The organism is Halopseudomonas sp. Lyrl_26 (genome assembly GCF_051948695.1).
GTDB classification, from domain to species: domain Bacteria; phylum Pseudomonadota; class Gammaproteobacteria; order Pseudomonadales; family Pseudomonadaceae; genus Halopseudomonas; species Halopseudomonas formosensis.
In genome coordinates this window covers 403,664-423,771 of record NZ_JAYJLH010000001.1, presented here as the reverse complement: position 1 = coordinate 423,771, position 20,108 = coordinate 403,664, and the positions used below count along the sequence as shown (strand labels likewise).

Here is a 20,108-nt window from a genome sequence, read left to right as displayed (position 1 = left end):
TCACTATTTGGCCAGATACCGCATACCCTGCTCCAGCCCTTCCAGCGTCAGCGGGTACATCTGATCTTCCATCAGATCCTGGATGATGCGGGTCGAGGTGGTGTAGCCCCAGGCGTCCTTCGGGTAGGGGTTGATCCAGATCATCTTGGGGAATTTCTCCCGCAGGCGGGTGATCCAGACATGCCCCGCTTCCTCGTTCCAGTGTTCCACGCTGCCGCCGGGCTGGGTGATCTCGTAGGGCGCCATGGCCGCGTCACCGACAATCACCACCTTGTAGTCGGAACCGTACTTGTGGATCACATCCATGGTCGGAATCCGCTCCTGGGTTCGGCGCATGTTGTCCTTCCACACCGATTCGTAGATGCAATTGTGGAAATAGTAGTACTCCAGATGTTTGAACTCGGTACGGCAGGCGGAGAACAGTTCCTCGCAGACCTTGATGTGCGAGTCCATCGAGCCGCCGATATCGAACAGCAGCAGCAGCTTGACCGCATTGTGTCGCTCGGGGCGCATCTGGATGTTCAGCAGCCCGCCATCCCGGGCGGTATGGTCGATGGTGCTATCGATGTCCAGCTCCTCGGCCGCACCGGTTCGGGCGAACTTGCGCAGCCGGCGCAGGGCCACCTTGATGTTGCGCGTACCCAGCTCCACCTGGTCGTCGAGGTTCTTGTACTCGCGCATCTCCCAGACCTTGGCCGCTCGCCCCTGACGCTGCCCGGCATCACCGACCCGGATGCCCATGGGGTTGTAGCCGCCGGAACCGAAGGGACTGGTACCACCGGTGCCAATCCACCTGTTGCCACCGGCGTGACGCTCCTTCTGCTCCTCGAGGCGCTTCTTGAACTCCTCGATCAGCTTGTCGAGCCCACCCAGTGACTGGATCTGGGCCTTTTCCTCGTCGGTGAGCAGGCGCTCGAACTCCTTGCGCAGCCAGTCCTCCGGGATCAGCGCCTGGAGCAGCTCGTCGAGGTTCTGCAGGCCATTGAAATAGGCGGCGAAGGCGCGGTCGAACTTGTCGAAATGGCGCTCGTCCTTGACCATCACGGTGCGGGCCATATAGTAGAACTCGTCCATATCGGCAAACACCACGTGGTGTTTCAGTGCATTGATCAGGTCCAGCAGCTCACGCACCGATACCGGCACCTTGGCTGCGCGCATCTCATTGAATAGATTGAGTAGCATCTATCGCCCCTCAGTGATACTCGGAACAACCCCCTCTCCCTTGACGGGAGAGGCTGGGGAGAGGGTGAAAGCACTCAGCGGTTCTGACGCCGCGTCATGAAGGCCAGCCGCTCGAGCAGTTGCACATCCTGCTCATTCTTCACCAGCGCACCGTACAGCGGTGGAATGGCCTTGGTCGGATCCCGGTCACGCAGCACAGCCTCGGGAATGTCATCGGCCATCAGCAGCTTGAGCCAGTCGACCAGCTCCGAGGTGGACGGCTTCTTCTTCAGCCCGGGCACCTTGCGCACGTCGAAGAAGATGTCCAGCGCCTCGGAGAGCAGCTCCTTCTTGATGTTCGGGTAGTGCACATCCACGATCCGCTGCATGGTCTCACGATCGGGGAAAGCGATGTAATGGAAGAAGCAGCGGCGCAGGAAAGCATCCGGCAGCTCCTTCTCGTTGTTCGAGGTGATGATGATGATCGGCCGCTGCTTTGCCTTGATGGTCTCGTTGGTCTCGTAAACAAAGAATTCCATCTTGTCGAGTTCCTGCAACAGATCATTGGGGAACTCGATATCGGCCTTGTCGATCTCGTCGATCAGCAGGATGGCACGCTCTTCTGACTCGAAAGCCTCCCACAGCTTGCCCTTCTTGATGTAGTTGCGCACATCGTGAACCTTGTCCACGCCCAGCTGGGAATCACGCAGGCGGCTCACCGCATCATATTCATAGAGCCCCTGGTGGGCCTTGGTGGTGGACTTGATATGCCAGGTGATCAGCTTGGCGCCCATGGATTCGGCGAGCTGTTCGGCGAGCATGGTCTTGCCCGTACCGGGCTCACCCTTGATCAGCAGGGGGCGCTCCAGGGTGATGGCGGCGTTGACAGCGAGCTTGAGATCGTCTGTGGCGACGTAGGACTGGGTACCTTCGAACTTCATGAAAAATTCCTTGAGCCAGGCCCGGCGCTGGCCGGGGATCAACCGATAAACAGCCCCGGACTATATCCCGGGCCCCGAATGGGTGTAAACGCAGGCAAGGTATTCACGATATCATTCCGTCTCCGCTAGTGCGCTCGCAACAGGGCGCGCGCCCCCGATTGACGCTTTCCCGGTCGGGGCATAGGCTGTTGCCAGCAAAAATATTCAAGGAGCAGATCATGAGTCATGTTTTCGCGGACTACTCCCAGTCCATCGGCAACACCCCCCTGGTTCGCATCAACCGTCTCGGCCCCAAGGGCGTCACCATTCTGGCCAAGGTCGAGGGGCGCAACCCGTCCCACTCGGTCAAGTGCCGGATCGGGGCCAACATGATCTGGAACGCGGAATCCCGTGGCCTGCTCAAACCCGGCATGACCATAGTCGAGCCCACCTCGGGCAACACCGGCATCGGTTTGGCCTTCGTCGCCGCCGCTCGGGGCTACCGGCTGATCCTGACCATGCCCTCCTCCATGAGCCTGGAGCGGCGCAAGGTACTCAAGGCGCTCGGTGCCGAACTGGTGCTGACCGAACCGGCCAAGGGCATGAAGGGCGCTATCGAGAAAGCCCAGGAAATCACCAACAGCGATCCGGACAGCCACATACTGCTGCAGCAGTTCGAGAACCCGGCCAACCCGGAGATCCACGAGAAGACCACGGGCCCGGAAATCTGGAAAGACACCGATGGCAATGTGGATGTCGTGGTTGCAGGCGTGGGCACCGGCGGCACCCTGACCGGCGTCTCCCGCTACATAAAGCAGACCCAGGGCAAGGCCATCATCACCGTGGCAGTGGAACCGACCCTGTCGCCGGTCATTTCCCAGGCCAAGGCGGGCGAGGAACTCAAGCCCTCGCCGCACAAGATCCAGGGCATCGGCGCCGGTTTCATCCCCGGCAACCTCGACCTGAGTCTGGTTGACCGCGTCGAGCAGGTCGGCGACGAAGAAGCCAAGGACATGGCCCTGCGCATCATGCGTGAGGAAGGTATTCTCTGCGGCATTTCCTCCGGAGCGGCCATGGCTGCCGCCGTACGCCTGGCCGAGGAGCCGGCCATGCAGAACCGCACCATAGTGGTGATCCTGCCCGATTCCGGGGAGCGCTACCTGTCGACCATGCTGTTCAGCGACCTGTTCACCGAGCAGGAACTGGAACCCTGATCCCGGCTTCGGTACCGGCGGCGGCCGGTACCGAATTTCCTCGTCCCTGCTTCCGTCCACCCCGGCGACTGGCTATCCTGAGCACTTTAACAGGTTACAGGTGCTCTACATGTCAGACTCCGCCGCCCACATTGCCCGCCGTCTTCTGAACGCCTTCGATGATTATCGCGCGGCCTTCCGCGAGCTGACCATGGGCGCCCGCGCCCGCTTCGAACAGGCCCAGTGGGCCGAGATACAGGAAGCTTCGACGGCGCGAATCAACCTCTATGACGAACGCATATTTGAGACCCGTGACCGCCTGTCGGCCGATCCGGCCTGCAAGGACATTCTCGATGCCGACCGCTGGCCCGAGATCAAGGCAGCCTTCATCGAGCTGATCGACGGCCGGTTCGATGATGACCTGGCGGAAACCTGGTTCAACTCGGTCTTCTTCAAGATGCACCGCCATGACCAGATCAGCGACCGTACCATGTTCGTTCACAGTACCCGTCCGGCGGTGCGCCCACCGTCGCGCATCCCCCTGACCCGGGGCTTCATCTCTGGCGGCTGTCTGATGGGCCTGGCGCGGCAGATTCTCGACGAATACAGCTTCGATGCCCCCTGGGCCGACTACGAGCGTGATTGCCAGCTCATGGTGCACTGCCTGCGCCAGGGCCTGCCGGACTGGGCCCAGCTCGATCACGGCCTGACCGTGGAGCTGATCCAGCCGGTGTTCTATCGCAACAAGGGCGCCTATCTGGTGGGGCGCATCCTGAGCCAGGGGGAGAAATGGCCCTTCGTACTGGCCCTGGTTCACCGCGACAATGAAGGCATCAGTGTCGATACCCTGATCACCGACGAATCGGAGGTGTCGATCATCTTCTCCTTCACCCGCTCCTACTTCATGGTGGATGTGGCGGTACCGGTGGAAATGGTGAACTTCCTCAAGCGCCTGATGCCGAGCAAGCAGATCGCAGAACTCTATACTGCGCTGGGCTTCTACAAGCAGGGCAAATCAGAGTTCTACCGGGCACTGATCGACTACATGGCGCGCAATCCGGAGGACAGGTTCGTCATGGCCGAAGGCGTACGCGGCATGGTGATGACGGTCTTCACCCTGACCGGCTTCAACACCGTGTTCAAGATAATCAAGGACAGGTTCTCACCCTCCAAGCATGTCAACCGCGCCACCGTGATCGAGAAGTACCGTCTGGTGAAACGACATGACCGTGTCGGCCGCATGGCCGACACCCAGGACTTTGCCGATTTCCGTTTTCACCGGGACAGTTTCGAGCCCGAGTGCCTGGCCGAATTGCTGGAGGTCGCCCCTTCCATGGTGGTGCTGGAGGGCGATACCGTGCTGATCCGCCAGTGCTGGACGGAGCGGCGCATGATTCCGCTGAACATCTATCTGGAAACCGCCAGCGAAAGCCAGACCCGCGAGGCGCTGATGGATTACGGGCTGGCGATCAAGCAGCTGGCGGCGGCCAACATCTTCCCCGGCGACATGCTGTTGAAGAACTTCGGCGTCACCCGTCACGGCCGCGTGGTGTTCTACGACTATGACGAGATCTGCTACCTCACCGAGGTCAACTTCCGCCACATTCCCGAGCCGATGTATCCGGAACAGGAGATGTCCTCCGAGCCTTGGTATTCAGTCGGACCGAACGACGTGTTTCCCGAAGAGTTTCCGGTATTCCTGTTTGCCGACGTGCGGCTGCGCAGGATGTTCTCCCAGATGCACGGGGAGCTGTTCGACGCCGATTACTGGAAGGGATTGCAGAAGCAGATTCTCGAGGGCAAGGTAATTGACGTCTACCCCTACCATCGACCGGAGGAGAAAGACCTGGAGCGGGTCTGATCAGTGATCAAACCGAGCCGCCGGCGAAGGCTTGCAGCCCCGATGAAGCGAGGCTGCAAGCCTTTTTGAAAAATTCCGACGAAGGGCGTGCTATTTCTGGAAACTGACGTATACTGAAAATCGTTTGCTTGCCCCCAACTCGACAAAACTAATTTCTTGACTTGATCGGTGCAAAGGGGCAAAGTGAGCGCGTAGGTTTTCAAGAGATAGAGTAGTAGGCTGCAAGCGCACTTTCAGTACGTAAGTTTGTCATTCTCGCGATCTTTGATTCCCACGCTATTAATTGAGCAATATTTGCTCAAGTATTTCAATTTGATAGGAATTATCTGAAATGGCAACTGGTACAGTTAAGTGGTTCAACGACACCAAAGGCTTCGGCTTCATTACTCCGGACGGCGGCGGTGACGATCTGTTCGCCCACTTCTCCGAAATCAAGGTTCAAGGCTTCAAGTCCCTGGCGGAAAACCAGAAGGTGTCCTTCGACATCACTACTGGCCCCAAGGGCAAGCAAGCTGCAAACATTCAGATCATCGGCTAATCCCCGACTCTGAAGAGGAAAACCCGGCCGTGGCCGGGTTTTTCCGTTTCTGGCCGACTATAATGTCCGGCAGGTAAAAATCACTCGCCTGTGCCGCCCCGAAGTCGTACCCTATGCGGCAATGATACGAGGGCGACAGACACCCGCCATTCTGTTGCCGCCTCGCTCCAGACGTCCTGACCAAGAGGTTTCCGCAGTGGACAGCAGCAAACAGAAACAGACCCAATCACTTCACCTGAGCCTGTTCCGCGCCGCGGAAGCCATTGTCAGTGAACTCGGCGCCTCCCAGCTGACCTTTGCCACCCTGAGCGAACGCACCGGTGTGGATGAGGCCACCCTGAGCACCCTGTTCCCGAATCGCGAAGCCCTGCTGACAGCCATGATCGAACACCGCCTGGAGCGCTTCCGGGTGCGCTGGAACGCCTACGAGAGTGTGCTGCCGGACGAACCCATGCGCGAACTCAAGGCACTGCTGTTGAGCAACATGAGCGAGTCCACCGAGGAGAAGAACCTGGACTCTGCGATCTTCGCCGCCGCCGCGAGCAACCCTGCCCTGCTGCAGACCACCTCCGACGATGTCCAGGGTTTGTTCAACATTCTCGAGAAGTCCCCGCTGGGCCTGGCCCAGGCCGCCGTGCTGTTCTTCTCCGTGCGCGGCTACCGCCTGTTCGAGCAGATCGGCATCTGCCCGATGACCGACAACCAGCGCACGGAGTTTCAGGAGCAGATCATGCGCCTGGCGCGCCTGATGTACGAACAGAAGAGCGAAGAATAACCCGGTTTATCAGGCGGCAGTACTGCCGCCCCGCCAGTGCCGCCAGCCCAGCCGCAGACAGACAAAGCCGATATAGGCCACCGTCGCCAGCGACCCCACCAATGCCAGCTGCGCGAGCAGTGCAGCCGTATCTCCACCCGTACCCAACAGGGTTTCCAGCAGCCAGCCGATGAACGCCGGCGCCTGCCAGGGCTCCATGGGGTCCACCCTGGACGGGGTGAACAGGATCACCGCCATCAGGATCCAGAGCGGTTCGCGAATGAACCACCAGCCGACCCAGCGGGTCAACTGTGTCCAGGCCAGCCAGCAACATACTGCTGCCGCCAGATAAATCATCCACACTGTCTGGTATTCCGCTTCGTTGAACATGCTGGCAACCGGTAGTGAAAGAACGAACAGCTATAATATCTTTTTTTGTCCCTGGAGTCTTAAACCCATGTCCCTGTCAGCTCGCCGTGATGCCACGCCCGATCCCTACGCCTGGATGGAGCAGCGCGACAGCGACGAAGTGATCCAGCACCTGCACGCGGAAAACCGGCATACCGAGCAATGGCTTGCCGCACACAATGATCAGCGGGGGCAGCTGTTCGAGGAGATCCGCGGCCGTATCCGCGAGACCGATCTGTCCCTGCCGGCGATCTGGGGCCCCTGGCTGTACTACCAGCGCACCGAAGCCGGTGCCGAGTACCCGCGCTACTTCCGCAGCCCGCGCCCCGCCGATGGCAGCCTGGAAACCGATCCTGAGCAGGAAAAGCTGCTGCTGGACCTCAACCTGCTGGCGGGTGACGGCTTCCTGCAGCTGGGCGACTTTGCCGTCAGTCCGGACCACCAGTGGCTGGCCTACAGTCTGGATCGTCAGGGCAATGAGGAATACCAGCTGTATCTAAAGCACCTGGCCAGCGGCAATATCAGCGAGCTGCCGCTGGACCGCGCCGATGGCAGTCTGGTCTGGGCCAACGACAGTACTACCCTGTTCGCCATCAGCATGGACGAATCCTCGCGCCCGGCCACCCTCTGGCGCATGCAGCGCGGAACACCGGCGGTGCGCGTCTACCATGAGACCGATCAGCGCTTCTACCTGCATGCCTATCGCAGCAGCTCCGAGCAGTGGCTGATCCTTGCCAGCGACAGCAAGAACACCAGCGAAGTGCGGATAGTACCCGCCGATGAGCCCGCGGCCGACTGGCAGCTGCTGTCACGCCGCCACAGCGGCCATGAATACCATGTGGATCATGGGCCCCAGGGTCTGCTGATCCGCAGCAATGATCGGGGCGAGAATTTCGCCCTCTACCGGGCCGACCCCCTGCGACCACTGCGCCCCTACTGGGAGTTGCTGGTGGATGTGGACCCCGGTCGCACTCTGGAGGATTTCAGTGTCCAGCAGCACGGACTGGTGCTGCACTACCGCGAACAGGGCTTGCCCCGGCTCGAGGTCATGCCGACAGCGGGTGAAAGCTACCGGGTGGAAATGCCCGATACGGTCTACAGCCTCCATGTGCAGGGCGGTGAGGAGTACAGCAGCCCGCGCATCCGCCTGCGTTACGAGTCGCTCAATCGCCCGGCGCAGATTCGCGCCCTGGAGCTTGCCGGCGGCAGCCAGCAGATCCTCAAGCAGACGCCGGTGGAAGGGCCCTTCAGCCCCGACGACTACGAAGTGCGCCGGGAGTGGGCCATCGCGCCCGATGGCACCCGCATCCCCATCAGTCTGGTCGGCCGCCCCGCGGCCATGGCCGCCCCCTCCCCGCTCTACCTCTACGGTTATGGGGCCTATGGCGCCAGCATGGATCCCTGGTTCTCCCATGCCCGCCTGTCCCTGCTGGACCGCGGCTGGGTCTTTGCGATAGCCCATATCCGGGGCGGTGCAGACATGGGCGAGGCCTGGTACCAGAACGGCAAGCTGGAGCATAAGCACAACACCTTCAGCGACTTCATCGCCTGTGCCGAGCACCTGATCGATGAGGGCTACACCGACTCAGGCAAGCTGGTCATCGCCGGCGGCAGCGCCGGTGGTCTGCTGATCGGCAATGTACTCAACCAGCGCCCTGAGCTGTTTGCCACCGCCGTGGCCGACGTGCCCTTTGTTGATGTCTGGAACACCATGAACAATCCCGAGCTGCCCCTGACCGTTGGCGAGTACGAGGAATGGGGCGACCCCAACGATCCCGAGGTAGCAGAGCGCATTCGCAGCTATGCGCCCTACGAACAGGTCCGCGAACAGGCCTACCCGGCCCTGTTTGTCACCGCCGGTTTCCATGACATGCGGGTACAGTACTGGGAGGCTGCCAAATGGGTGGCCAAGCTCAGGCACCATCGCACCAACGATGCCCCGCTGCTGCTGCGGGTGCAGATGAGTGCCGGGCATGGCGGCGCGAGCGGCCGCTACCAGTCGATGAAGGAGCTGGCCGAGGAATACAGCTTCCTGCTGGCCGTGGCAGGCGAGGGTTCGAACCAGGCGTGATATCCGTCACGCCTCGTGCTGCCATTGAAATCGGCGTAACAGGCACCACCTTTACCCTAACGACAGTTGACTGATAAAGGTGCTGCATGACTGATCACGAAGGCCGGGTGGACAATATCGAGCGCGATGACAGCTCCCCGAGCACTGGCCTGGTTATTCCCAACCAGCGTCTGCCGGACAGACTCTATCTGCTGCCCATTACCAACCGGCCGTTCTTTCCCGCCCAGGTGATGCCGGTTGTCATCGATGAGCAGCCCTGGGCGGAAACCATAGAGCGGGTGGCCAATACCCCCCATCACGCCATATCGCTGTTCTGGATGGATGGCCCCTTGCCGCCCTCAGGCGAGGTGGACCCGGATCTGCTGCCCAGCACCGGCTGCGCGGTAAAGATCCATCACGCGGTAAAGGAAGACGGCAAGATCCAGTTCATCGCCCAGGGCCTGACCCGGGTGCGCATCACCCACTGGCTCAGCCGCAAGCCGCCCTATCTGGTCGAGGTGGAATACCCCGAAGCGCCGATCGACGAGCGTGACGAAGTGCGTGCCTACGCCATGGCACTGATCAATTCGATCAAGGAGCTGCTGCCGCTCAATCCGCTCTACAGCGAGGAGCTGAAAAACTACCTGAACCGTTTCAGCCCCAACGAACCCTCACCTCTGGCGGACTTTGCCGCAGCCCTGACCTCGGCAAAGGGCACCGAACTGCAGGACGCCCTGGATACCATTCCGGTGCTGCGCCGCATGCAGAAGGTACTGGTACTGCTCAAGCAGGAAATCGAGGTAGCGCGCCTGCAGGGCGAGATCAGCGCCGAGGTCAACCGCACCATCAGCGAGCAGCAGCGCAAGTTCTTCCTCAAGGAGCAGCTCAAGGTCATCCAGAAGGAGCTGGGCCTGTCCAAGGATGACCGCACCGCGGATATCGAACAGTTCCGCGAGCGTCTGGCAGGCAAGCAGCTGCCCGAGGCCGCCGAACAGAAGATCGACGAGGAATTGACCAAGCTGTCGATTCTGGAAACCGGTTCGCCGGAGTATGCTGTCACGCGCAACTATCTGGACTGGGCGACCTCCATCCCCTGGGGCGTGAGCCATGCCGACCGGCTCGACATCAAGCGCGCCCGGCGCGTGCTCGATCGCGATCACGATGGGCTGGAGGATGTGAAGCAGCGCATTCTCGAATTCCTCGCGCTGGGCACCTTCAAGGGCTCGGTCGGCGGCTCCATCATCCTGCTGGTCGGACCACCCGGTGTCGGCAAGACCAGTATCGGCCGCTCCATCGCCGAAAGTCTGGGCCGCCCCTTCTACCGCTTCAGCGTCGGCGGCATGCGCGACGAGGCGGAAATCAAGGGGCACCGCCGGACCTATATCGGCGCCATGCCGGGCAAGTTCGTTCAGGCCTTCAAGGAGGTCAAGGTGATGAACCCGGTGATCATGCTCGACGAGATCGACAAGCTCGGCAGCAGTCACCAGGGCGACCCGGCCTCGGCCTTGCTGGAAACCCTGGATCCGGAGCAGAACAGCCAGTTCCTCGACCACTATCTGGATCTGCGCCTGGATCTGTCGAAGGTGCTGTTCATCTGTACCGCCAATACCCTGGACAGCATTCCGGGCCCGCTGCTCGACCGCATGGATGTGATACGACTGTCCGGCTATATCGCCGAGGAAAAGCTGGCCATAGCCAAGAACCACCTGTGGCCGCGGCAGCTCGAGCGCGCCGGCCTCAAGCGCAGCCAGCTGCGTATTACCGACAAGGCGCTGCGCCTGGTGATCGAGGGCTATGCACGGGAATCCGGCGTGCGCAACCTGGAAAAGCAGCTGGCCAAGCTGGTGCGCAAATCGGTCATCCGCCTGCTGGATGACCCGGACCAGAAGATCAGCATCCGCCCGGCGGACCTCAAGGAGTTGCTCGGTACCCCGGTATTCCGGCCGGAAAAGGTGCTCAAGGGCGTCGGCGTAGTTACCGGCCTGGCCTGGACCTCCATGGGCGGCGCTACCCTGCCGATCGAAGCCAACCGGGTGCACAGTCTCAATCGGGGCTTCAAGATCACCGGCAAGCTCGGCGAGGTGATGCGCGAGTCGGCGGAGATCGCCTACAGCTACGTTTGCGCTCACCTGAAGCAGTACAAGGCCGATCCGAAATTCTTCGACGAGGCCTTCGTGCACATGCATGTCCCCGAAGGCGCCACACCGAAGGACGGCCCCAGCGCCGGCATTACCATGACCAGCGCTCTGCTCTCTCTGGCACGCAATCAGGCACCCAGAACGGGCGTGGCCATGACAGGGGAGATAACCCTCACCGGTCAGGTGTTGCCGGTGGGCGGAATCCGCGAGAAGGTGATTGCTGCCCGACGGCAGTCGATCTTCGAGCTGATCCTGCCCGAAGCCAACCGGGGAGACTACGAGGAACTGCCGACCTATCTCAAGGAAGGCATGACCCTGCACTTTGCCTCGCGCTACGAGGATGTGGCCAGGGTCCTGTTCGATTGAACGAAGGGGGCGGCAATGCCGCCCCCTCTCTGTTTCGCTACCGCCTCCCGGGCAACCTCAGGCCGGCTGCAACTGCGGATAACGTGCTTTCAGCTGCGCAATGCGGTCGGCATCGCCACCCAGCTCCAGCGCGACTTGCTCCTGCTCGGCGAAGGCCGCCCCCTCACCCAGTTCTGCCAGTACCCGCAGCATGCGCAGCCGCAGCTCCAGACGTTCGGGTTCATCGGCAATCGCCCGTTCCAGCATTATCCGGGCATCGGCAAAGCGCCCATAGGTCAGATACAGATCCACCCCGGTCAGGGGATCCACTTCCCGACTGCCCGGGACGATGATCGGCTGGTGTACCGGCTGCAGCGCAGGCTCTGCAAGTGCCTCTGGTTGCTCGTGCTCCTGCTCTCGACGGGGACGCAGCATCCACACCCCCGCCAGCACCGCCAGCAGCGAGGTCGGCAGCGGCCACCAGCGTGCCAGCCAGCCCGATTCTTCTGCCTGCTCCTGCGCCGCCAGCTGGTCCTGAGGTGCAGCGGACTCCAGCTCCTCGGCCGGCGCGGTCGTGGACTCAATCGCGCCGGAGAGGGGCTCGGCCCCTGCGTTCGCGGTCAGCGGCTGCGCGTCTCCCGCGGTGCCCGACAAGCCCGACTGCTCTGCGGAGGCAGGCTGCGCGATCTCCTTGCCGTTATCCCGGTGGAGGTTTCGCTGTTCCAGCTCGGCCTGCAGGCGAGCGATCTGGGCGTCGCGCTTTTCCAGTTCGGCCATCAGACCACGGAAGCGCAGTTCCAGGCTGTGCAGGCGCTCCTCGAGTTCCACATCAACCGGTAACGGCGACGGCTCTTCGATTCTCAACCGATCCCCGGCCACCCTTTCCGATGCCGGGGCTGCGGCAGGTGCACTGGGCGCTGGCTCAGCCACCGCGGTGGCTACCCGGGCCCGGTACTCCCGGGAGCCAGCCGGCAGCGTCAGCACCTGATCACTGCGCAAGCGGGTCGGGTCGCCGTTGACGAAGGCCTGGGGATTGAGGGCGAGGATGGCGTCCATCTGCTGCTGCAGGGACACGGCTTCACTGCTGCGCGTCGTCCGGGCAATGCTCCACAGGCTGTCGCCCGGGCGGGTCCGGTAGCGCTCGCTCCCCGCTTCAGGGGCAACGGCAGCAGGCGCCACTTCTCGCGCTGGGGCCCTCGCCGGGGCCGGTACCGGCGCGGCGGCAGACTGCACAGCTGCCCGGGGTGCAGCGACGCTGTCGATGGTCACCGGGGACGGAGCGTACAGCGGCGGATCCAGCAGCACGGTGTATTCGCGCAGCAACGCGCCATCGGGGCGATCCAGCTGAACCAGGAAGTTCAGATAGGGCTCGCGCACGGGTCGACTGGATTCAACCCTGATCACCAGCCGACTGTCGATGACGGTCGATACGAAGCGCAGGTCGGTGAGGAAGAAGGGACGCTCTATCCCGGCGCGCTCGAACGCCTCGGCACTGGCCAGGCTGGCGCGGATGTCCCCCGGCCCGATGCCGGCAACATCGCGCAGTTCAATGGTAGCCGCCAGGGGCTGATTGAGGGCCGACTGCAGGTGCAGGTCCCCCAACCCCAGCGCCAGTCCGTATCCGCTGTGCAGGGCGGCCAGCGATGCCACCCCCAGTATCAGTCGGCGTTGAATTTTCATTGTGAGTCGTCCCTGAGTTGGTTGGAGCATCGCCCAGGTCTGGCAAGACGGGCCGCAGATAGCCACTAGTATGACATTACTTCGACAGCAAGCGAATACAACTGGTCGACAATACCGTCAAATTTCCGAAGCCTGTCGCCCTCGCCAAGCCCGATTCGCCACCTGCTTGACGCCACGCCGAGCCGTCGCAGCGCCCCGGGTTTGAGGTAGAATGGTGTCCTTTGCGCAACCACCGGACACACCATGAGTGATGTAGACCGCCTCTTTGCCACCCCCCTGGCGCAGGTAAGCGATTTCGTCTTCGACGAGAACGTGGCGCGGGTGTTTCCCGACATGATCAAGCGCTCGGTTCCCGGTTATCCGACCATAGTCGAGAACATCGGTGTGATTGCCGCGCACTATGCCCAGCCGGGTACCCTGATCTATGATCTGGGCTGCTCCCTGGGCGCCGCCACCCAGTCCATGCGCCGCCATCTTCGTCAGGAAGGCTGTCGCATCCTCGCGGTGGATAACGCCGCCGCCATGGTGCAGCGCTGCGCCGAGTACTTGAGCGCACAGGATTCCATGATCGAGGAACTGGTGCCGGCCACGGTCATGCAGGCGGACATTCTCGATCTGGATTTCGAGCCCTGCTCGGTGGTGGTGCTCAACTTCACCCTGCAGTTCATTGCTCCTCCCCAGCGTCTGGCATTGTTGCAGCGCATCCGGCAGGCCCTGCTGCCCGGCGGCATTCTGATCCTCTCGGAGAAATTCCGTTTCGCCGATGATCAGGAGCAGGAGCGTCTGGAGCAGGTGCATTACGCCTTCAAGCGGGCCAATGGCTACAGCGACCTGGAGATCGCCCAGAAGCGCAGCGCCATCGAGAATGTCATGCTGCTCGACACCCCGCAGATTCACCTGTCGCGCCTGGAGCAGGCAGGGTTCAGTCAGGCCTACAGCTGGTTCCAGTGTTTCAACTTCGGCTCGATAGTGGCGCACGCGTGATCGATTATTCCCCGCTTTTCCGCACCCTCGAAAATACCCCGCTGGATCACTGGCTGGACGATCTGCCACAGGCGCTGGATCAGCGTCTGGAGGATGCCCGTCGCCACGGCGATCTGCCCCGCTGGCAGGCCAGCCTTGCCCTGCTTCCCGAGCACCGTCCCGCCAGCGTGGAGTTGGATCCCTGCGTGCGTATTGGCAGCGCCGACGAACTCGACGAGCAGCAGCAGGGTCGGCTGCTCGAGGGACTGAAGGGTCTGCACCCATGGCGCAAGGGCCCCTTCGAGCTGTTCGGCGTGCACATAGATACCGAGTGGCGCTCGGACTGGAAGTGGGAGCGCATAGCCGCGCATCTGGACCTGGGCGGCAAACGGGTGCTGGACGTCGGCTGCGGCAACGGCTATCACATGTGGCGCATGTGGCAGGCCGGGGCAGCGCTGGTCATCGGCGTGGATCCCAATCTGCTGTTCCTCACGCAGTTCCAGGCGGTGCGGCGCTATGTGCCTGAAGCGCCGGTGTGGCAGCTGCCTTTCACTCTGGAGGAGCTGCCCGAGCCCACCGCCGGCTTCGACACCCTGTTCTCCATGGGCGTGCTCTACCACCGCCGCTCGCCCATGGACCACTTGCTGCAGCTCAAGGCCTGTCTCAGACCCGGTGGTGAGCTGGTGCTGGAAACCCTGGTGATCGAGGGGGATGATCAGCAGTGCCTGTTGCCCGAGGACAGGTATGCGCAGATGCGCAATGTCTGGTTTCTGCCCTCGGTCCCGCTGCTGGAGCGCTTCCTGCGCCGCTGCGGTTATGATCAGGTGCGCTGCATCAACCTGAACCGCACCTCGACGCAGGAGCAGCGCAGCACCGAGTGGATGCGCTTCCAGTCCCTGCCGGACTTCCTTGACCCGCAGGACCCGCTGCGCACCCGTGAAGGCTACCCGGCTCCCCTGCGGGCCACCCTGGTCGCCCGGCGCCCCTGATCAGCGGTCGCGCTCGCCGGTCTGACGCAGACCGGCGATCCAGCCAAGGGCGAACCAGGCGGGCGGCATATCCGGCCAGTCCTCCTCCCCCAGCCCCTCGACCCCATACCCCGGCACGCCGGCTCTGGCCAGCAGTTGGCTGTGCCACCAGCGCATCAGGCGGCCCTCGCCCGCCACGAAGCGGTTGGCCAGCTCACCCCGCAGGCGCAGCGGCAGGGATTCCAGCAGCAGACTGTCCAGCTCACGGAACAGGCGCAGCTCGTTCTCCAGATAGGCCGAACGGGCCGCCACCGGTAACCCCAGCAAGGCGACCAGGGTCTCCAGCTGCGCGGCATATTCCCGATGGCTGTGCAGTGGATCCAGGCGCTGGCGCCAGTCCAGCTGCAGCCGCTCGACCGCCTCCACCAAAGCTCGGACACCGGCACTGGGCGCGTCCAGCAGACTGGCCAACAGCTGACGCTCAACCAGCGGCAGATCGGCCAGCAGCAAGGCCAGCTCCGCAGAACTGGAGCCGGGCCGCGGCTGCCAGCGGCTGGCATGGCCATCGGGGATCGCACCGAGGCGCTGGCTGCGTTCCGGCCAGGGTACCGGCGACAGCTGCTCCTGCAGGCGCTCCAGCCCCTGTTTCAGCTGCCCCTTGCCCTGCTCCAGCCAGCGCTGCAAGCGCGCCCGGTACTCGGCACTACGCCTTGTCATCGGTCACCCGCCCCAGCCGTTCGCGGATGCTCCGCACAATTCCCCGGTTGTCCTCGACCAGCCCCTGCTGATCCTGCAGGGGCACCGCACGGCACAGATCCAGCGTGAAGTGCCCCAGGCGCGCGCTGTACAGGCCCACCCCCACACCCTGGCCAACCCGGGCGGCGAGCTTTTCCAGCACCCCGGACAGCAGACTGTCGGTCAGCGCACCTATGGCCACCTCGGTCCCACCGGCCAGGGCAATGTTGCGCAGCACATGGCGGGCCAGCCGCCAGCTGCTCACCTGACTGACCGGCAGGCCGTAGCAAAGGGCGATCCGGCGCATCATGCGCAGGTTGCGCCAGAGCACCAGCAGGATATCCACTGCCACCCAGGGGCTGGTCGCCACCAGCAGCCCGGTGGCCACGGCGTCACGCTGCAACATCTGTCGCGCCTGGACATCCAGCGGCTGATAGAACTGCCGGCTCAGCCGTCGACTGATCTCGTCGGCACTGTAGGACTGGTCCAGATCGGCGCAGGCCGCATTCATCTGCGCCGCCAGGGGCGTGTCCTCATACAGCGCCTGGAGCCGATCCAGCCAGTCCAGCGCCAGGCGCTCGCGCGGATCGGCCAGCGCCGCCTGCATTTCCAGCCGCAGCTGTTCCACTTCGGTAAGTCGGGCACGCTGGCGCCGGACATCTGCCCAGGCCTTGAGACCGGTGCCGGCGAGCACCGCACCCAGCCCGCCGAGCATTGCTCCGGCCACGGGATGCCACTGCCAGGCCGCCCAGCTCCACTGCCCCCACTCCCACAGGGCCACCCCCAGTACCGTGACCAGCACCAGGCGCAGCAGCCGACCGGGCCAACGGCTGCGCGGCGGTGCGTTGTCCAGCCCGGGAGGCGTGGCGCCGATCGGCTCGCGAACCTCGGGCGGAGGCTGCATACCCGCCTCGCCGAGGATGCGGGTGGCCTGCGGTCCGGGTGCAACGGACTCATTCAGGGTTTCGAGTATGCGCGTCTTGTTGCTCACAGTGCGGCTCCTTCGAGCATCCAGCCCAGCAGCTCATCCATGCGGTAATGGGGAAAGGGCTCGTTGCGATGCAGACCCGGCGGCGGGCGCAGCTCCAGCAGCTCGGGGCCATCGACCTGCAGATCCAGCGGCAGGTGGGTCGGAATGCTGCCGGGCTGATAACGCACCCAGCCGGTCTGGCCCTGCAGACCGGCCACCAGCGCATCGCCCTCCTGGCGCGTGGCGCGGACCGCCGCCAGCGGAAAGCCGCGCACTTCCACGCCGCCGTGGCGTACATCGGAGAGGCTGTCGGTCAGCAGATCCTCCAGACACTGCTGCACCGCGCGCTGCTGCTCCGCAGAGACCTGATCCACCTTGGTCGCACACACCGCCAGGCGGCTGATGCGCGGCTGCCAGAACCGTCGCCAGAGGCTGTTGCGCCCGTAACGGAAGCTCTGCAGCACTGCCTCCAGCGCCCCCTTGAGATCGGACAGCGCCGCCTGCCCGGCGTCCATGGGGCTGAGCATGTCGACCAGCAGTATCTGCCGGTCCAGGCGGCTGAAGTGTTCGTCATAGAAGCCCTTGACCACGAAGTCCCGGTAATAGCGGAACCGCGCTTCACACTCGGCCCACCAGCTGCCCGCCCCGGTGGCGGTATGCCGGTTGCCTGCCAGCAGCGGAACGAACAGCAGCATCTCCGCTGCGATGCCGGATCCCGGCAGCAGAAAGCGACCGGGCTGATTGCGCGACAGTCCCGCCTCGCTGCGGCTGCGCTGGAGAAAATCCGTCCAATCCCGGCGCAGCTGCTGCAGCAGGGACGCATCCAGCGGTGCCTGCGGATCGATCGCCAGCAACCGGTCACGCAGCGGGCCGGCCAGGCCGCGGCGGGGCTCGAGTTCGAGCCAGTCTCGCATCTGCTCGCACCACTGGCCGTAATCCAGCTCCAGCAACGGCAGGTCCAGGAGCCACTCCCCCGGGTAATCGAGAATCTCGATACGCAGAGACCGGCTGGGTTGCACCCGCCGCAACAGCCCCGTCTGACGAAAGCGCAGGTCGATCACCACCCGTGACAGATCGGTGGTGGAGGACGGCCAGCGCGCGGGGTTGTCCGACAGCGCCTGCAGAGCGTCCAGATAGGCGAAGGCCTGCTCTACCCCGTCACGCTGCCAGCGTACCGCCTCCAGCCGGTCAAAGGGGGGCCTGCGCGCCAGCAGTCCCCGCTGGTGGTTCTCCAGCTGGTTGATCAGGCTGGTGATGAAGGTGGTCTTGCCCGCCCGGCTCAGCCCGGTCACCCCCACCCGCAACCGCGCGTTGCCCAGCGCCGGGGCGTGCTGTTTCCAGTCCGTGATCCAGTGCGGCTTCTTCAACGCAGCCATGCAGGCACCCCCGAAGTCATGTATGGTCTAGGGGCCCAGTATCGCACAACCAGCAACGGGGAGATTCAATGGCGTATACAGACACCCACAGCAAGGCCATCGGCTATCTGTTATGGATTTTCGGCTTCATGGGGGCCCACCGCTTCTATTACGGCAAACCCTGGACGGGGACCCTGTACTTCTTCACCCTGGGCCTGTTCTTCATTGGCTGGATCATTGACCTGTTTCTGATCCCGTCCATGGACCGGCAGGCGGATTCGCGCTTCCGCGCCGGGCGGATCAACTTCAACCTGACCTGGATACTGCTGACCTTCCTCGGCGTGTTCGGCGCCCACCGCCTGTACATGGGCAAGTGGGTCACCGCCATCATCTACTTCTTCACCGGCGGCCTGTTCCTGCTCGGCGTGCTCTACGACTACTGGACGCTGAACGAGCAGATCTCGCAGAAGAACATAGAGAAGGCCTGGTAGCCAGGCCCTTCCCGCTCAGACCGGATCGTTGCGGGTCAGCAACTCATCCGGCAGATGCATCACCCAGTCTTCCTGCCTGGGCGGCATCTGCAGGTGGTACCCCTGCCCCTGCAGATTCTCCAGCACCTGATGAATATCCTCCCTGGCCAGCTTGCGCTCGGGGCTGAGGATCAGGTCCATGGAGTGCTCGGGCTTGCCGAACAGACGCAGCAGGTCCTCAGGCACGCCGGCGAGCCCCTTATCCCTGGGGACATACAGGTACATGCCGTCCTTGCGCGGACTGCGATAGATAGAGCACAGCACTTTCATGCCTTGTTTCCCTCGTTGACGGATGGATTGGCCAGGGCCAGCAGCTCTGCGCCCATCAGCTCGCGACGCCAGCCGGTGAGCTCATCCGGCAGGCGATAGGGGCCGCAGGGGTAACCGGTGCGGACCATGGCCTCCAGGGTCTTCTTGCGCAGCATCAACTCTGCGGCCATGCCCAGACGCTCGGCGTGGCGCTGACCCACCTTGCGCAGCGCCTTGAGCAGGCGGTTGGCGTCCGCCGGCAAGGGTTCAGGCAGGGGTTCGGGCCATTGCTGCTCCGGCACCTGCTGGCCTTCGGCGATCAGTCGCAATATGGTCTCGCCGTCCTGACGTACGGTCCGCGGATGCATGTCCTCCATCCGCGACAGCTGCGACAGGGTTGAAGGCTGACGCTGGGCCAGCGGACAGAGCACAGACTCGCGCAGCAGGCGGTTGCGCGCCACATCACGCTGACGGGCGGTCCGTTCACGCCAGGCGCAGAGCACCCTGAGCACCGCCAGTTCAGACGGCTTCAGACGCCAGGCCTGCTTGATCTTGCGCCAGGCCTGATCCGGGTCAGGCAGCTGCCGGGCATTGGCCTCCAGCTCGGCGGTGTCCTCGAGCAGCCAACTGGTCAGCCCGGCTTGATCCAGCCGGGGAGCCAGCACCTTGTAGATCTCTGCCAGATGCTGGGTATCGTCCACCGCATACTGCAGCTGCCGGGGGCTCAGGGGACGCTGCAACCAGTCGGAGCGCGTCTCTTCCTTGGGCAGATCCACGTTCAGCAGGCCGCTGACCAGGCGCGAGTAGGACATGGAGAAATCCATGCCCAGATAGGCTGCGGCGATCTGGGTGTCGAACAGGGGCGCCGGCAGGGCACCACACAGGTGCTGGAACACTTCCAGATCCTCGCTGCAGGCGTGGAACACCTTCACCACGCCCGGCGCTTGCAGCAGCGCTATCAGGGGTGACCAGTCACTGATTGCCAGCGGATCGATCAGCGAGGAAGTGCAGCCGTCGCCGACCTGGATCAACCCGGCGATGGGAAAGTAGGTTTCGGTGCGAACGAACTCGGTGTCCATCGCCACGAAGGGCAGCGTCAGCCAGCGCTCGCAGCAGGCGGCGAGGTCGGCATTGCAGGTGATCATGTGAGGGGGAGCCTCGGTTGACGTCATAAGCTATCCAGTTCCGTAACGGGCCATGCGGCCCCGGCGCGAAGTATACCCGAGCCGCCTGCCCCGGCGGGCGACGACTTGGCGAGAAGTTGTAACCGACTCCCATCTCTGCCTGTAT

18 protein-coding genes are annotated in these 20,108 nt (G+C 63.3%); 9 read left to right on the top strand and 9 right to left on the bottom strand.

The window, feature by feature from the left end; translation table 11 throughout:
• Nucleotides 1-3: 3 nt before the first annotated feature.
• Nucleotides 4-1,182, bottom strand: coding sequence for a vWA domain-containing protein (locus VF673_RS02080; protein ID WP_440290691.1), 1,179 nt, complete (start codon nucleotides 1,180-1,182; stop codon nucleotides 4-6).
• A 74-nt stretch (nucleotides 1,183-1,256) separates the two neighbouring features.
• Complete coding sequence (locus VF673_RS02075; protein ID WP_440290690.1) at nucleotides 1,257-2,102, bottom strand: AAA family ATPase; 846 nt, start codon at nucleotides 2,100-2,102, stop codon at nucleotides 1,257-1,259.
• Nucleotides 2,103-2,320: 218 nt separating this feature from the next.
• Between VF673_RS02075 and cysK the strand changes: the two genes are divergently transcribed.
• From cysK to VF673_RS02055, 4 genes are all read left to right on the top strand, one after another.
• Nucleotides 2,321-3,295 (top strand): cysteine synthase A, encoded by a 975-nt coding sequence (cysK, locus tag VF673_RS02070; protein WP_440290689.1) that lies wholly within the window; start codon nucleotides 2,321-2,323, stop codon nucleotides 3,293-3,295.
• A gap of 109 nt (nucleotides 3,296-3,404) precedes the next feature.
• The gene (aceK, locus tag VF673_RS02065) at nucleotides 3,405-5,135 is read left to right on the top strand and encodes a bifunctional isocitrate dehydrogenase kinase/phosphatase (RefSeq protein ID WP_440290688.1); all 1,731 of its coding nucleotides are present in this window, start codon (nucleotides 3,405-3,407) and stop codon (nucleotides 5,133-5,135) included.
• Between the two features lie 331 nt (nucleotides 5,136-5,466).
• Nucleotides 5,467-5,673 carry a cold-shock protein gene (locus VF673_RS02060; protein WP_036989629.1) on the top strand — a complete coding sequence of 69 codons (207 nt, stop codon included), beginning with the start codon at nucleotides 5,467-5,469 and terminating at the stop codon, nucleotides 5,671-5,673.
• Nucleotides 5,674-5,869: 196 nt separating this feature from the next.
• Nucleotides 5,870-6,448, top strand: a complete 579-nt coding sequence (locus VF673_RS02055) for a TetR/AcrR family transcriptional regulator (protein ID WP_440290687.1) — start codon at nucleotides 5,870-5,872, stop codon at nucleotides 6,446-6,448.
• 9 nt (nucleotides 6,449-6,457) lie between these two features.
• Here VF673_RS02055 and VF673_RS02050 read toward each other — a convergent pair whose 3' ends face one another.
• The gene (locus VF673_RS02050) at nucleotides 6,458-6,817 is read right to left on the bottom strand and encodes a hypothetical protein (RefSeq protein ID WP_440290686.1); all 360 of its coding nucleotides are present in this window, start codon (nucleotides 6,815-6,817) and stop codon (nucleotides 6,458-6,460) included.
• Nucleotides 6,818-6,884: 67 nt separating this feature from the next.
• On the opposite strand from VF673_RS02050, the gene VF673_RS02045 reads away from it, so the two are divergent.
• Nucleotides 6,885-8,906: a S9 family peptidase gene (locus VF673_RS02045; protein ID WP_440290685.1), complete on the top strand. Its 2,022-nt coding sequence runs from the start codon at nucleotides 6,885-6,887 to the stop codon at nucleotides 8,904-8,906.
• Between the two features lie 86 nt (nucleotides 8,907-8,992).
• The gene (lon, locus tag VF673_RS02040) at nucleotides 8,993-11,389 is read left to right on the top strand and encodes an endopeptidase La (protein WP_440290684.1); all 2,397 of its coding nucleotides are present in this window, start codon (nucleotides 8,993-8,995) and stop codon (nucleotides 11,387-11,389) included.
• Nucleotides 11,390-11,446: 57 nt separating this feature from the next.
• On the opposite strand, the gene VF673_RS02035 is transcribed toward lon, so the two are convergent.
• Nucleotides 11,447-13,048 carry a type IV pilus assembly protein FimV gene (locus VF673_RS02035; RefSeq protein ID WP_440290683.1) on the bottom strand — a complete coding sequence of 534 codons (1,602 nt, stop codon included), beginning with the start codon at nucleotides 13,046-13,048 and terminating at the stop codon, nucleotides 11,447-11,449.
• A gap of 243 nt (nucleotides 13,049-13,291) precedes the next feature.
• Here VF673_RS02035 and cmoA point away from each other — a divergent pair, with 243 nt between their 5' ends.
• On the top strand, nucleotides 13,292-14,032 hold the full coding sequence (cmoA, locus tag VF673_RS02030) for a carboxy-S-adenosyl-L-methionine synthase CmoA (protein WP_090538554.1): 741 nt from the start codon (nucleotides 13,292-13,294) through the stop codon (nucleotides 14,030-14,032).
• Nucleotides 14,029-15,000 (top strand): tRNA 5-methoxyuridine(34)/uridine 5-oxyacetic acid(34) synthase CmoB, encoded by a 972-nt coding sequence (gene cmoB, locus VF673_RS02025; protein ID WP_273124877.1) that lies wholly within the window; start codon nucleotides 14,029-14,031, stop codon nucleotides 14,998-15,000. Before cmoA ends, cmoB begins: the two co-directional genes overlap by 4 nt.
• Here cmoB and VF673_RS02020 read toward each other — a convergent pair whose 3' ends face one another.
• Genes VF673_RS02020 through VF673_RS02010 form a run of 3 tightly spaced genes read right to left on the bottom strand, consistent with a single transcriptional unit; the run spans nucleotide 15,001 to nucleotide 18,060 of the window.
• Entirely contained in the window at nucleotides 15,001-15,696 is a 696-nt protein-coding gene (locus tag VF673_RS02020; protein WP_440290682.1) for a hypothetical protein, read from the bottom strand.
• Nucleotides 15,683-16,705: a TIGR01620 family protein gene (locus VF673_RS02015; protein ID WP_320330720.1), complete on the bottom strand. Its 1,023-nt coding sequence runs from the start codon at nucleotides 16,703-16,705 to the stop codon at nucleotides 15,683-15,685. The genes VF673_RS02020 and VF673_RS02015 overlap by 14 nt, the downstream gene beginning before the upstream one ends.
• Nucleotides 16,702-18,060, bottom strand: coding sequence for a YcjX family protein (locus VF673_RS02010; protein WP_090538550.1), 1,359 nt, complete (start codon nucleotides 18,058-18,060; stop codon nucleotides 16,702-16,704). Before VF673_RS02010 ends, VF673_RS02015 begins: the two co-directional genes overlap by 4 nt.
• A gap of 68 nt (nucleotides 18,061-18,128) precedes the next feature.
• On the opposite strand from VF673_RS02010, the gene VF673_RS02005 reads away from it, so the two are divergent.
• Nucleotides 18,129-18,530, top strand: a complete 402-nt coding sequence (locus VF673_RS02005; RefSeq protein WP_090538549.1) for an NINE protein — start codon at nucleotides 18,129-18,131, stop codon at nucleotides 18,528-18,530.
• A gap of 15 nt (nucleotides 18,531-18,545) precedes the next feature.
• Here VF673_RS02005 and VF673_RS02000 read toward each other — a convergent pair whose 3' ends face one another.
• Nucleotides 18,546-18,839, bottom strand: a complete 294-nt coding sequence (locus tag VF673_RS02000) for a YcgL domain-containing protein (protein WP_090538548.1) — start codon at nucleotides 18,837-18,839, stop codon at nucleotides 18,546-18,548.
• A complete protein-coding gene (rnd, locus tag VF673_RS01995; protein ID WP_440290681.1) occupies nucleotides 18,836-19,990 on the bottom strand; it encodes a ribonuclease D in 1,155 nt (384 codons plus the stop codon). Before rnd ends, VF673_RS02000 begins: the two co-directional genes overlap by 4 nt.
• Between the last annotated feature and the right edge of the window lie 118 nt (nucleotides 19,991-20,108).